Annotated in this window: 15 protein-coding genes and 1 riboswitch; of the genes, 2 read left to right on the forward strand and 13 right to left on the reverse strand. The window is 64.4% G+C overall.

Features of this window, described 5'->3' with window-relative positions:
- Window positions 1-12: 12 nt before the first annotated feature.
- Window positions 13-639, reverse strand: coding sequence for a 2-hydroxychromene-2-carboxylate isomerase (locus tag FHW69_RS10375; protein WP_183422983.1), 627 nt, complete (start codon window positions 637-639; stop codon window positions 13-15).
- Between the two features lie 67 nt (window positions 640-706).
- Between FHW69_RS10375 and FHW69_RS10380 the strand changes: the two genes are divergently transcribed.
- Complete coding sequence (locus tag FHW69_RS10380) at window positions 707-1438, forward strand: 16S rRNA (uracil(1498)-N(3))-methyltransferase (RefSeq protein ID WP_183422984.1); 732 nt, start codon at window positions 707-709, stop codon at window positions 1436-1438.
- 83 nt (window positions 1439-1521) lie between these two features.
- On the opposite strand, the gene FHW69_RS10385 is transcribed toward FHW69_RS10380, so the two are convergent.
- From FHW69_RS10385 to glyA, 12 genes are all read right to left on the reverse strand, one after another.
- Window positions 1522-2490, reverse strand: coding sequence for an aldo/keto reductase (locus tag FHW69_RS10385; protein WP_183422985.1), 969 nt, complete (start codon window positions 2488-2490; stop codon window positions 1522-1524).
- 10 nt (window positions 2491-2500) lie between these two features.
- Complete coding sequence (locus FHW69_RS10390; RefSeq protein ID WP_183422986.1) at window positions 2501-3001, reverse strand: phosphatidylglycerophosphatase A; 501 nt, start codon at window positions 2999-3001, stop codon at window positions 2501-2503.
- Window positions 2998-3951: a thiamine-phosphate kinase gene (gene thiL, locus FHW69_RS10395; RefSeq protein ID WP_183422987.1), complete on the reverse strand. Its 954-nt coding sequence runs from the start codon at window positions 3949-3951 to the stop codon at window positions 2998-3000. The genes FHW69_RS10390 and thiL overlap by 4 nt, the downstream gene beginning before the upstream one ends.
- Window positions 3952-4000: 49 nt before the next feature.
- Complete coding sequence (gene nusB, locus FHW69_RS10400; protein WP_183422988.1) at window positions 4001-4444, reverse strand: transcription antitermination factor NusB; 444 nt, start codon at window positions 4442-4444, stop codon at window positions 4001-4003.
- Window positions 4441-4908 carry a 6,7-dimethyl-8-ribityllumazine synthase gene (gene ribE / locus FHW69_RS10405; RefSeq protein ID WP_183422989.1) on the reverse strand — a complete coding sequence of 156 codons (468 nt, stop codon included), beginning with the start codon at window positions 4906-4908 and terminating at the stop codon, window positions 4441-4443. The genes nusB and ribE overlap by 4 nt, the downstream gene beginning before the upstream one ends.
- A gap of 46 nt (window positions 4909-4954) precedes the next feature.
- Window positions 4955-5896 carry a muramoyltetrapeptide carboxypeptidase gene (ldcA, locus tag FHW69_RS10410; protein WP_183422990.1) on the reverse strand — a complete coding sequence of 314 codons (942 nt, stop codon included), beginning with the start codon at window positions 5894-5896 and terminating at the stop codon, window positions 4955-4957.
- 54 nt (window positions 5897-5950) lie between these two features.
- On the reverse strand, window positions 5951-7048 hold the full coding sequence (gene ribB, locus FHW69_RS10415; RefSeq protein ID WP_183422991.1) for a 3,4-dihydroxy-2-butanone-4-phosphate synthase: 1098 nt from the start codon (window positions 7046-7048) through the stop codon (window positions 5951-5953).
- A 29-nt stretch (window positions 7049-7077) separates the two neighbouring features.
- Complete coding sequence (locus tag FHW69_RS10420) at window positions 7078-7719, reverse strand: riboflavin synthase (protein ID WP_183422992.1); 642 nt, start codon at window positions 7717-7719, stop codon at window positions 7078-7080.
- Window positions 7720-7850: 131 nt separating this feature from the next.
- A riboswitch (FMN riboswitch) is annotated at window positions 7851-8029 on the reverse strand.
- Window positions 8030-8095: 66 nt separating this feature from the next.
- Window positions 8096-9073, reverse strand: a complete 978-nt coding sequence (locus FHW69_RS10425) for a Gfo/Idh/MocA family oxidoreductase (RefSeq protein ID WP_343204012.1) — start codon at window positions 9071-9073, stop codon at window positions 8096-8098.
- Window positions 9073-10134: a bifunctional diaminohydroxyphosphoribosylaminopyrimidine deaminase/5-amino-6-(5-phosphoribosylamino)uracil reductase RibD gene (gene ribD / locus FHW69_RS10430; protein ID WP_183423241.1), complete on the reverse strand. Its 1062-nt coding sequence runs from the start codon at window positions 10132-10134 to the stop codon at window positions 9073-9075. The genes FHW69_RS10425 and ribD overlap by 1 nt, the downstream gene beginning before the upstream one ends.
- Before the next feature lie 38 nt (window positions 10135-10172).
- Window positions 10173-10691: a transcriptional regulator NrdR gene (nrdR, locus tag FHW69_RS10435; protein ID WP_183422994.1), complete on the reverse strand. Its 519-nt coding sequence runs from the start codon at window positions 10689-10691 to the stop codon at window positions 10173-10175.
- A gap of 24 nt (window positions 10692-10715) precedes the next feature.
- Window positions 10716-11972, reverse strand: a complete 1257-nt coding sequence (glyA, locus tag FHW69_RS10440; protein ID WP_183422995.1) for a serine hydroxymethyltransferase — start codon at window positions 11970-11972, stop codon at window positions 10716-10718.
- 291 nt (window positions 11973-12263) lie between these two features.
- On the opposite strand from glyA, the gene FHW69_RS10445 reads away from it, so the two are divergent.
- Window positions 12264-13298: a reprolysin-like metallopeptidase gene (locus tag FHW69_RS10445; RefSeq protein ID WP_183422996.1), complete on the forward strand. Its 1035-nt coding sequence runs from the start codon at window positions 12264-12266 to the stop codon at window positions 13296-13298.
- Window positions 13299-13476: the final 178 nt, after the last annotated feature.

The raw sequence follows: 13476 nt of genomic DNA on the forward strand, positions 1-13476 counted from the left end.
ACTATCGCGGCGTCACAGCCGCGATAGTCCCACGGGAAGTCCGGACACGCGGAGCATCTCCGCGTCGTCACGAAGGGCCGGATCAGTCAGCCATGCCAGCGCAAACTCGTGCGCGTCGGCTCCCCAGAACAAGTCCTCCCCCAGTTGCAGCGTCGGCACGCCGAATACGCCGGCCGCCATAGCGTGGTCGAAGTTGGCACGAAGTGTCGCCTTCACCTCCGGTGACGAGAGCGCGGCGTGTAGGTCGGTGATGCCCAGCGAATCGGCCAGCGACGCCAGCGCGTCAGGTGTATCTGCTGCCCGCCCCTGTGCCCATATCCAACTGAAAACAGCATCGGTGGCGGCAATCGTGGTGCCTGCCGCCACGCAAAGGCGCAGCGCTGGCAGCGGATTGAACGGGTGGGCAGGAGGGAATCGCATGGGCTGTCCTGCCTGGCGGGCGCGCCAAAGGGCATAGCGATAGGAAAATTCACGCTTGTGCGGAATTTCGGCAGGTCCGCGAATGTTGAGTTCGTTGAGCAGCGCACCGAACAGAAAGGGACGAAGCGTCACCTCGCGCTCATCGGCCAGCGCCTTGATCCGTGGCCATTGCAGCCATGCAAAAGGCGAAATGAAATCGAAGTACCAGACAGGCGTCACGGAGGTTTCCTTGAGAGAGGAAGGACGCCCGCTACAATGCCTCATTCCCTCGCCAGCCAGCCAGCCCATGCGCGACATCCGCATTCACGTCGACACCCCGCTTACCACCGGCCACGAGCTCATGCTGCCTGCCCAGGCGGGTGAACATGTGGCGCGCGTGCTTCGGCTGGAAGTGGGGCATCCGCTGATCCTGTTTTCCGGCGATGGGTGTGACTACGCTGCCACCATCACCTCCGTGGGCAAGCGCGAAGTCATCGTCAGCGTGGGCGACGCGCGAATGCTGGAGAACGAATCTCCGCTGGCACTCACGCTCGCCCAGGGCGTAGCGCGGGGCGAGAAAATGGATCTCATCGTGCAGAAGGCCACGGAGTTGGGCATCGCGCGCATCGTGCCGCTGATTACCGAGCGGTCGGAGGTGAAGCTGGATGCCGCGCGGGCTGAGAAGCGCCTGCTGCATTGGCGAGCCGTGGCGGCCAGCGCGTGCGAGCAGTCCGGGCGTGCGCGGCTTCCCGTGATCGAAGCGGCGCAGCCGCTGTCTGCCTGGCTGTCGGCTTTACAGGACAGCAACACGGCACGCCTCGCCTTGCTGCCGGAAGGGACGCACCGTCCGGGCGAGCTGGCACTCAGTGGGTCGGCGATGCTGGCCATCGGGCCGGAAGGCGGGTTTGGTGAGCGTGATCGTGCGGCGCTGGCCGCGGCATCCTTCACCGGCCTGCGACTGGGGCCGCGCATCCTGCGCACGGAAACGGCCGGGCTTGCCGCGATTGCGGCGCTACAGGCGCTTTACGGCGATATCTGAAAGGATGAAGCGAGCAGTCCATCGCTCGCAGGCTCCGTCCCGCAGAGTTGCGCTTTTAGGTGAGCGAGCTGGCTCCCGACGATTTACGAAAGCGCCTGCTCAATCCGCAGCATCGTCGCATCGTCCAGCTTCGCCACATGCTCCAGCGCGCCGAGGTTGTCCGCCAGTTGTTCCTTGCGGCTTGCCCCCAGCATTACCGTGGAGACGTTCGGATTCTTCAGGCACCACGCGAGGGCCATCTGGCTCAGCGGAATACCCAGATCCTGCGCAATGGGAGCCAGCTTGCGCACGGCCTTCAGACGCGCGCCATTGTCTTCCAGCATCAGGTCGCGCAACCAGCCGTAATCCGGTTGCGCCATGCGGGAGTCATCGGGAATGCCCTCGTTGTACTTGCCGGTGAGCAGTCCGGACGCCAGCGGCGACCATACCGTCGTGCCCATGCCGTAGCGCTCGTACAGCGACTCGTACTCCACCTCAACGCGCTCGCGGTGCAGGAGGTTGTACTGCGGCTGCTCCATGCTGGGTGCATGCAGATGTGCCGCCTGCGCCACGTCATGCGCCTCGGCGATTTCCTCCGCCGACCACTCACTGGTGCCCCAGTACAGGACCTTGCCCTGGCGGATCAGCGTATCCATCGCCCATACCGTTTCCGCAATCGGCGTTTCCGGGTCGGGACGGTGGCAGAAGTAGAGGTCCAGATAATCCACGCGCAGGCGCGTGAGAGCCTGATGGCAGGCCTCGGTCACATGCTTGCGGGAAAGGCCGCGCTGCGTCGGCGATGGATGCGTCGTGGCACCGAAATATACCTTGCTGGATACGCAGTAGCTGTCGCGCGGAAAACGCAGATCAGCCAGCACGTCACCCATCAGGCGCTCGGCCTCACCAGCGTTGTACGTTTCCGCGTTATCAAAAAAATTGACGCCACGATCATAGGCCAGCGCCATGATCTCGCGCGCATCGGTTCGGCCCACCTGACGCCCGAAGGTGACCCACGCGCCATACGACAGCGCGGACAGCTTGAGGCCGGTACGGCCCAGTCGACGGTATTCCATGGGGCACCCTTCAGCGGATGAAATGGAGAAGAATCGCCAGCACCAACGCGGCGAAGATACCTGCCAGCACGTCGTCGATCATGACACCCATGCCGCCCTTCACGCGCCGGTCCACCCAGCCGATGGGCCAGGGCTTCCAGACATCAAACAGGCGGAACAGGGCAAACCCTGCGACCACGGCCCACCACGGCGCCACAAGCGCAGGCAGCAACGCGATCCACTGGCCGATGAATTCGTCCCAGACCACACTGCGGTGATCCGCCACGCCAAGCGCACGACCGGCGATGTCGCAGACCCAGACGCCAAGCGCGAAGCCCAGCACGATCACAACAAGCCATGCGACCAGGGACAGGTCACGCAACAGCAGCCATGGCGCGATGGCAGCCAGCGATCCGAACGTGCCCTGCGCCTTGGGCGTCAGGCCCGAACCGAAGCCGCACGCGATCCATCCGGCGGGGGTGGCGAGCAGTCGGCGCCGCGCTGCGGCGTCCAGTACGTATTTGCCGGTCATGATGCAAAGTGATCCCAGCCATCGCGCGACGGCTGCAACACCTGGCCATCGGCATTCAGCACGCGCACGCCCTGCCCTTCCACGATGCGGCCGATGCGCGTGGCACCACAGCCCAGCGTCGCCAGATCAGCCGATACCTCGGCCGCCTGGTCGGCGGGCACGGTGAAGCAAAGTTCGTAGTCGTCGCCGCCGGACAAGGCGAACTCAAGCGTCACGGCCTCGTCGAAGTGGCTGAGCAACGCAGAAGAGCGGGGCAGCATCGGTGCGTCGATGTCGGCACCCACGCCGCTGGCCGTGCAGATATGCGCGAGGTCGGCGAGCAAGCCATCCGAGACGTCGATGCACGCCGTGGCAATCCCGCGCAGGGCCTGTCCAGCCGAGACGCGCGGCACAGGACGATTGAGACGCTCGATCAGCGCGGCGTACGGGGTGATGTCCGGTTCATCGAGGCAGCGCAGTCCTGCGGCGGCATCGCCCAGCGTGCCCGTAACCATCACCACATCGCCCACGCGTGCGCCGCTGCGCAGTAACGCTTCGCCGGGCGCCACAAAACCGTGCACCGCCACGCTGACCGTCAACGGCCCGCGCGTGGTGTCACCACCGATCAGCGACAGTCGATAGGACGCCGCCAATTGCGCGAAGCCGTCGGCTAATCCGTCAAAGAACGCCGCGTCGCCCGCAGGCACGGAAAGCGCGAGCAACGCCCACGCGGGCGTGGCACCCATGGCCGCAAGGTCAGAAAGATTGACCGCAAGCGCCTTCCAGCCAATGTCGGCGGGCGACGTGCCCACGGGAAAATGGATGCCTTCGACCAGCGTGTCGATGGCCACCGCGAGCTGACGCCCGGCGGGAACCGCGACGACGGCAGCATCGTCGCCGATGCCAGTGATCACGTCGTCGCGCGGGGTATCGGTGCGCTGGCGGATGCGCCCGATCAGATCGAATTCCATGCGAGCCCTCGGTATGTGGAGTGAGCGCGCTGGCGTCGATGCGCCCGGATCAGGAACGCTTTTCCGCGGTGCGCCAGTGCGTGGCGAGCTTGTCGAGCACGCCATTGACGTAGCTGTGGCCGTGATCGGCACCGAAACGCTTGGTGACTTCCACCGCCTCGTTGATCACCACGCGGTACGGCACGTCGGGACGGAACTTCAGCTCGTACGCACCCAGGCGCAGTGCTGCACGCTCGATGGGGTCGATCTGGTCGACTTCGCGGTCAACGAACGGCTTCATGCCTTCGTCCAGCTCCTTCACGTGACGCTCGACACCACGCAGGAGGTCTTCGAAGTATTCCTCGTCGGCCACTTCCATGTCCTGCTCGTGGCGGAACTGTTCGATAACCTTGCCCATGTTGCTGCCGCTCATCTGCCACGCATACAGCGCCTGGAGGGCACGGCGGCGGGCACGCGAACGGGCGGCGAGATCAATTCCGGAAGGCTTGTTCATGAGCCGAGCTTCGCGTACAGGTTGACCATCTCAAGCGCGACCATGGCAGCGTCGGCTCCCTTGTTGCCGGCCTTGGTACCGGCGCGTTCGATGGCCTGCTCGATGCTGTCGGTCGTCAGCACACCGAAGAGTACGGGCACGCCCGACACGTAGGCAGCCTGAGCCAGACCCTTGGCGGCTTCACCGGCCACGTAGTCGAAATGCGGCGTGGAGCCACGGATGACGGCGCCCAGGCCGATCACGGCGGCATACTTGCCGGACTGCGCGATCTTGTGTGCGGCAAGGCCGATTTCCCACGCGCCTGGCACGCGGATGAGGTCAATGGCGTCGTCGGCCACACCGTGGCGGACGAGGACGTCGCGGGCACCGGCAACCAGCGGGTCGACTACAAAACTGTTGAAGCGGCCGGCAACGATGGCGAAGCGGCCCTTGGGCGTGGCGAAATCGCCTTCGATGATGTTCATGCGTGCATTTCCTTCGATGGCGTCGGCAGCCAGGCGGCCGGGTATTTTACGGGTTTTCGGCCGGGCGCAGGTGAGGCTGCCCGGCGAAGGTGAGAACTGCCTCGTCGCCTTCCACCCTGAGACGGGCCGGAACGCCGAACGGCAGCGTGAACTTGCGGACATCGTGTCCAAACGGCAGCCCCTGGATCACCGGGATGCCGGCCGCCGCAGCGATGCGTTCAAACGCGATATCCAGGTCGTAGCCGTTGTCGTAGGGGCTGAGCCGGTAGCTGGTGAAATCCCCGAGGATCAGGGCCTTCTGGCGCCCCAGCACGCCGGCATACAGCAAGTGGTAGAGCATGCGCTCCACCCGGTAGGGCGGCTCGGCCACGTCTTCCACGAAGAGGATGCCGCCGTCGATGCCGGGGAAATACGGTGACCCCACCATGCCCGACAGCATGGCCAGATTGCCGCCCCAGAGCAGCCCTTCCACATCGACCACCGCGAGTCCGGACGGACTCCACGACGCGCGCCCCTGCGATGCACTGAGGGTTTGCCAGAAATGGTCCATGGTCATCTCATCGACGTCCGGTGCACCAAAGTCCGGCCCCAGCATGGGCCCGCCGAAGGTCACCAGGCCGGACTTCGCGTAAAGCGCACACTGGATCGCCGTGAAGTCGCTGTGCCCGACCAGCGGCACCGGCGACGCGCCGAGGCGCTCGCGCAGTCCGTCGTAGTCCAGCAGCGGCAGCACGGGGTGTGCGCCATAGCCGCCGCGCACGGCCAGCGCGAGATCCGGCAGGGCTTGCGAGGGGTCGGCCAGCGCATTGATGTCGGCCGCCCGCGCTTCGTCGCTGCCGGCAAAGCGCAGATAGCGCCGCTCGAGCACATCCATGCCCGAGACCCGGTGTCCCGATGCCTCCAGCCGGCCGATGCCACGCTGCATGGCCCCGGTATCGTGCGGGTAACCGGAAGGGGCAATCAGGCGAATGTCGCGGGATGGCTGCATCGGAATCCTCAGGCAATAACGAACGGGCGGGACATAGTGGCGCGGGACGCGCGCTCAGCCAACCTGCTCGACCACTTCCAGCCCGAAGCCCGCAATGCCTACCAGCTTGCGCGGGGTACCCATCACGCGCAGACGGCGTGCACCGAGGTCAGCAAGAATCTGCGCACCCAGGCCGTTTTCCCGCCACTCGCGGTGCTGGTCCTTCGGTGCAGGCACCGCCTCGACCTGACCCTTCAGCCGTGCCAGCAATGCATCAGCGGAATCTTCACCAGACAGCAGCACCAGCACCCCGCGACCTTCCTCGTCGATACGACGCAGCGCTTCGGTAACGGTATGCCCCAGGTCCGCACGACGCAGATGCAGTACGTCCGAAAGCGTGTTGCGTACATGCACACGGGTCAGCACGGGTTCGCCGTTGGACACCTCCCCGCGTGTCAGCGCGAAATGCAGATCACGGCGAATGGCATCGCGCCACGCAACGAGGTGAAAGCGGCCAAATTCAGTGTCCACGTCTTCTTCGTGCACGCGCTCTACCGTCTTCTCCGTTTCGAGGCGGTAGTGGATGAGGTCGGCAATGGTGCCGATCTTCAGACCGTGCTTTTGCGCAAACAGCTCAAGCTCCGGGCGACGGGCCATCGAGCCATCGTCGTGAAGAATTTCGATCAGGATGGACGAGGCTTCACCCATGCCTGCCAGCGCCGCCAGATCGCAGCCGGCCTCCGTGTGCCCCGCACGCGTCAGCACACCGCCCGCCTTCGCCGTCAGCGGGAACACGTGGCCCGGCATCACGATGTCCGACGGCCGCGCGTTGGCTGCGACTGCTACCTGCACGGTATGTGCGCGGTCATGCGCGGAAATGCCGGTGGTCACGCCTTCCGCAGCCTCGATCGAGACAGTGAAATTGGTGTGGTACGGCGAATGGTTGTCGTTGACCATCGGACGCAGGCCAAGCTGGCGGGTACGCTGCTCGGTCAGCGTCAGGCACAACAGGCCGCGCGCTTCGCGCACCATGAAATTGATGTCTTCAGGGCGCACCTTCTCGGCGGCCATGATGATGTCGCCTTCGTTCTCGCGGTCTTCATCGTCAAGAATGACGACCATCTTGCCTGCGCGAATGTCTTCGAGGATCTCAGGAATCGTATTGAACGGCATGGAGGTGTTCCAGAAAGGAAAAGCGTGGATCAGACGAACCCGTGCTGCTTGAGAAAGGCTTCATCCAGGCGCGGCGCGTCGCCGGATGCGAGCAGACGCTCCACATACCGGGCCACCACATCCACCTCGATGTTGACTGCATCCCCCGCGCGTCGAGCCACAAATGCCGTGTGTTCCACGGTATGCGGAATAAGGTTCACGCCAAAGCGCGAGCCGGCCACTTCGTTGACCGTGAGGCTGGTGCCATCAATGCAGACGGAGCCCTTGGCTGCGATGTAACGCGCAATGCCCGCAGGCACTTCGAACGTCCAGCGCTGCGAACGCCCGTCAGGCGTCACGGATACAACCTTGCCCACACCATCGACGTGACCGGACACCAGATGGCCGCCCAGACGGTCAGCCAGACGAAGTGCCTTCTCCAGATTCACCGGGTCACCCGGCTTGTGCTTGCCCAGCGTGGTGTGGGCCAGCGTCTCGTTGGAAACGTCGGCGGCAAAGCCGTCCTTGTCGAACGAAATTACCGTGAGGCAAACGCCGGACACAGCAATGCTGTCGCCGAGGGCGACATCGCTCATGTCGAGATTGCCGGTGCCGACCACCAGGCGAACATCGCCGCCCCGGGGTTCCAGCCGCGCAATGCGGCCCACGGTCTGAATGATGCCGGTGAACATCAGTGAACGCCTCCCGCTGGGGAGACGGTGTTGCGATACTGGTTTTTCATGAAACGTTTCCCGCGTTATGCCGTGCGAAAAACGCCCCAAGGCGCGTGGCGACACACCTTCCCTGCAAGGGAAAGCCTGCCGGCCGTCTTCTTTCATCCGGACTTTCGGGTGATTGCCCAAAGGCATCCACCTCAACCGTCGGCTCTGGCATCGGACCAGATCTGCTGACCCATCACCCAGGTGGCAATGGCGCTCGCGGGCTTGTCCCTTGTGAGGACCTACCGCCGGTGGGGAATTTCACCCCGCCCTGAAGACGTTACTTGAGAGCCGGCCTGGATCGACCGACGCTCACAAGGATACCACGTGGGGGTTGGCAGTCCGGGGCTCAAGCCCGGAGCACCTGATCCATGACCCACTGGGTCCGGGCGCCGGTCAGGGCCGTGGACGGGCTGCGCCCCGTGCCGGTGAGCTCGGCCACCACGGCTTCGATCAGGGGTTGCTGGATATGCGCCGGATTCGGAATGGCCCATTCCTGGGCCTGGCCGCCCGCTTCGAGCCGGATGGGCGACTCGCCGAACGTGGCAAACATGATCCGGCCAGCGTCGCCAATGATCTCGGTGCGGTCCTCACGCCGATCCGCGCCGAACGTCCAAAGGCCCGTGCCCAGCACGCCGCTGGCAAACGCGAAGCTCATCGCCACCGTGTCCTCCGCGGCATAGGCACCCAGCTGATTGGAGGTCATGCCGCGCACGTCGACTATCGGCCCCAGCAGGAAATCGAGGATATCCAGCGTGTGACAGCCAATGTCCACAAAGATGCCGCCGCCTGAAATGGCCGGCTGCACCGTCCAGGGCATGTTGGCCGGATCACGGTAGCGGTCTTCCAGCGGGTGATGAAGCATGGTGTTGACGATGCGCGGCTGGCCAATGGCGCCTTCAGCGAGTAGCTGCGCCACCTTGAGGAAACGAGGCAGGCGGCGGCGGTAGTAAGCCACGAATACCGGCACGTCAGCCGCTTCGCCCGCCGCGATGATCTCCTGGCACTGCGCGTGATCGAGCGCCATGGGCTTCTCGATATATACCGGCTTGCCAGCAGCGATGGCCATCAGCGCGTAGTCGCGATGCGATGAAGGCGGCGTTGCCACGTAGATGGCGTTGACCTCGTCATCGGCGATCAGGGCTGCTGCGTCGTCATACCAGCGGGGCACGCCGTGCCGGCGCGCGTAGTCGGCCGCCAACGCGCCATCGCGACGCATCACCGCCACCAGCGAGGAATGATTCACCAGGGAAAATGCAGGACCGCTCTTGACCTCGGTCACGTTGCCGCACCCGATGATGCCCCAGCGTACGTCGCGAAGCGGAATCATCCGCCGGGACGAAGGGTCAGGCGCATGTCATCACCCACCTGCCGGCGCTCTGTCGTGCGCAGCTTCCAGCGGGATGCCATGTCGTCCAGCGGCGGCAGATTGAGCAGCGGGCGGCCGGTGTGACCCAGCAACACAGGCGCGATATACAGAATCATTTCGTCGGCCAGACCGGCAGCAAGCAACGCACCGCACAGCGTGGGGCCGGCTTCGACGTGCACTTCGTTGATGTCGTGACGACCCATCCAGTGCATCACGGCAGCAAGGTCCAGACCATCGCCATCGCGACGGATGGCAGCTCGCTTCACATGTTGAAGGTGCGCAGGTACGGCGACGTCGTCGGCGTGCAGCAGCCACGTGGGCGCGGCATCATCAAGCACATGAGCGCCCGCTGGCGTCTTGAGTTCCCGATCCAGGATCACCCGCATGGGGGCCACGAAGGCATCGTCACCTGGCAAGCGAACCGTCAGGTGCGGATTGTCGGCGAGCACGGTGCCGCTGGCAGACAGAATTGCCGAGCTGCGCGCACGATAACGCTGCACATCAGCACGCGCATCTTCGCCCGTGATCCACTTCGATTCACCGTTCGCCAGCCCGGTACGGCCATCCAGACTCATGGCGAGCTTTACGCGTACCCAGGGCCGATGCCGTTCGATGCGACTGAAGAAGCCGATATTGAGTTCGCGCGCCTGATCGCGCATCAAACCCAGCTGCACGCCAATGCCTGCATCGCGCAGCTTCGCAATCCCAGCGCCATCAACCTGGGGAAACGGATCTTCCGCGGCGATCACCACGCGTCCCACACCTGCTGCAATCAACGCATCCGCACATGGCGGCGTGCGCCCGTGGTGCGCGCAGGGCTCAAGCGTCACGTAGGCGGTTGCGCCCCGGGCGGATTCGCCCGCCTCGCGCAACGCGAACACTTCGGCGTGCGGCTCACCCGCACGCGGATGCCAGCCTGTGCCCAGCACCGTGTCGCCGCGCGCAATGACGCAACCCACGCGGGGGTTGGGCTGGGTGGTGTGAAGGCCGTTGGCCGCAAGGCGCAGTGCGTGCGCCATGTGGACATGATCCAGGGCCGGAAAGAAAGGCCGCGTGGTCACGAGCCTTTCCTGCCCCGCTTCGCGGCGTCCAGCAATGGCAGCTGCAAGCCCTCCGACGCAGGGAGGTCGCGCTCCAGTTTTTCGATTTCCTCGCGGAACGCGTGCACGTCTTCAAAGCGCCGGTAAACCGATGCAAAGCGGACGTAAGCCACCTGGTCGAGTTTCTTCAATTCGCGCATCACCAGTTCACCCACCTGGCGGGAGGGAACTTCGCGATCACCACACCGACGCAGGTCGTTGGTGACGGCGCGCACGGCGACATCCACCGCGTCGCTGATCACCGGGCGCTTCTGCAATGCGCGCTCGAAGCTCACGCGTAGTTTCTGTTCGTCGAACGCTTCGCGCCGGTCGCCGGATTTGACGATGGCGGGAAGTTTGAGTTCCGCGGTTTCGAACGTGTTGAAACGCTCGCCACACTGCGGGCACTCGCGGCGACGGCGCACCGTGCTCCCGTCTTCGGTCAGACGGGAGTCGATGACGCGCGTATCTTCATGCTGGCAAAAAGGACAATGCATGCTCGGGCGTCAGGCCCCGGAGCCTCAGCCGTACACCGGGAAGCGTGCACACTGAGCCGTGACCTTTTCACGCACGGCAGCGATCACGGCCTCATCAGCCGGCGCATCCAGCACGTCGCAGATCCACTGGGTCAGTTCCACCGTATCGGCTTCCTTGTAACCACGCGTGGTGATGGCGGGCGTGCCAACGCGCAGACCGGAGGTGACGAACGGCGAACGCGGATCGTTGGGAACGGCGTTCTTGTTGACGGTGATGTGTGCCTTGCCAAGAGCGGCTTCCGCGTCCTTGCCCGTGACGTCACGACCGATCATGTCGATCAGCATCAGGTGGTTTTCGGTGCCGCCGGAGACAATGCGGTAACCGCGTTCCATGAAGGTCTTCGCCATGACCTTGGCGTTCTTCACGACCTGAGTCTGGTATTCGGTGAACGCAGGCTCAAGCGCTTCCTTGAACGCGACAGCCTTCGCGGCGATCACGTGCATCAGCGGGCCACCCTGAATGCCGGGGAAGACCACGGACTGCAACTTCTTCTCGATCTCTTCGCCAGCACCCTTCGCCACGATGATGCCGCCGCGCGGACCACGCAGCGTCTTGTGCGTGGTGGAGGTCACCACGTGGGCGTGCGGCACCGGGCTCGGGTACACGCCGGCGGCCACGAGACCGGCGATGTGCGCCATGTCCACGAACAGGTAGGCACCGACCTTGTCGGCAATGGCGCGGAAGCGCGCCCAGTCCAGTACCTGCGAATAGGCCGAGAAACCGGCCACGATCATTTTCGGCTTGTGTTCGACGGCAAGCTTCTCGACTTCGTCGTAATCGACCAGGCCGGTGTCCGGCTGGATACCGTACTGAATCGCATTGAAGATCTTGCCGGACAGATTGACCTTGGCGCCGTGGGTCAGGTGACCACCGTGGGCGAGGCTCATGCCCAGGATCGTGTCGCCCGGCTGCAACAGCGCGAAGTACACAGCCTGGTTGGCCTGCGAGCCCGAGTGCGGCTGCACGTTGGCGTAGTCGGCGTCGAACAGCTGCTTCAGGCGGTCAATCGCCAGTTTCTCGGCGATATCCACATATTCGCAGCCGCCGTAGTAACGCTTGCCCGGATAGCCTTCGGCGTACTTGTTGGTCAGGACGGAGCCCTGGGCCTCCATCACACGCGGGCTTGCGTAGTTCTCCGAGGCGATCAGTTCGACGTGATCTTCCTGGCGACGAGCTTCCAGGGAGATGGCCTTGGCCAGTTCGTCGTCGTAACCGGCGATGGTGCAATCCTTCGGGAACATCGAAGACCTCAATCGTGGGATAGGGGAAGACCGAAAGTGTAACGCCCACGGGCCTTTGCGGCCACTGGCGCCGGGGCGGGGCGGTGGCTGCGCCGGAGGGGAGTTAGCAGAGCGCTCCCACCCTGCCTTGAGACTGCCCGGAAGGGCTTTTGAGGGCGCCAGCCCTAATCCGTGTAAGGCGCCGCCTCGCGATGACAGTTGGGCGCGTACGTGGGCATAGCTCTCAATTACGCTTCGCCGCGGGCGCTTCCCGCTCATCCCCACAACCGAAATCCCCTTGAAGGAATATCTATGAATCACATGGATCGTAAGCGCGTGCGCGCCATTTGCGCACTCAGCCTGTGCATCGGCGCCTCCCTGAGCCACGCATCCCCTCCCACGGACCCTGCCCGCATGGTCGAGGACTTCGACGCCCAGGTTGCTGCCCGCGACTCCGGAGCCCGCCTGCGCCGCCCGGCTGCCCAGCCTTCTGACTCGTCCCTCCGCCTCGTCGAGCGCCTGAACAGCCAGGTCCTGCTGTCCGACGGACGGGATGCGACGATCTGGGAAGTGAATGACGGCGGCCGCGAGGGCTTCGCCATTCGTGCCGGCGACACGCTGTCCGTGTCGGTTGCCGAAGAAGATGGTTTGCACGTGACCGGCTACACGCGCGGCAGCCGCCGCGTGGATCACAACACGATCCCCAACGCCCCGGAGCAGTTCATGCCGGAGTACAAGGACGACACCGTTGAAACCGGTGATCAGCAGGGCGACCAGACCGATTCCCAGGACGGCAAGCCACCGGAAGTCCGGGTCGCCGCGCTCGTGCATGATGATGTCGAGCTCTCGGACGAAGCGATCCTTGCCGCGCAGTTCACGCGATGGATCAAGCATATGGAAACCGAGGTCATGCCGGAAGGAAAGGTGTACGTGGAGCTTCGTCGCCGCGTCGCCGGCGTAACCGACTTCACTTACGGGTATGACCGTGCACTGTACGATTGGCGAGACGCTGTCACCAAGATCCTCTCTCCCCAGGAGCCCTTTGGCTACGTGCGCCACCTGTTGCTGGTCAACGGCAAGCACGTCGAGCCGGGCGCCGCAGGATATGCCTTCCTGAAGGGCTATTCGGGCATGGCATCCGTGGCCTACAGCAGCGATGTGGCCGCGCATGAAATTGGCCACATGCTGGGGGGAGTTCATGAGCGCGCCGCACAGCGCGAAGCCGGGCTGCTTCAAAGCTGCGTCACCACCATGTGGAAGGAAGCAGGCAGGCGTGTCCCCTGCTACACGTACAGCGTCGGCAACACCGCCCTGATCCGCGAATACCATCACCTGCCGCCGCTATAGTCTTCACGCTGCGGGATGAAATGGCGCGTCAGCTGACGCGCCATTTCATGACGGGAAAAACGCCCTACGGAAGAAACCTCCCTCCCGAAGGACATGCAGAGGAATAAGCCTGCAAGGAACGGGCGCGACGTTGCGAATACTGGTCAATTGCACGCCGCCCGGCGTGCTGCAACCACGC

This window comes from Luteibacter sp. Sphag1AF (genome assembly GCF_014192715.1).
Lineage (GTDB): Bacteria > Pseudomonadota > Gammaproteobacteria > Xanthomonadales > Rhodanobacteraceae > Luteibacter.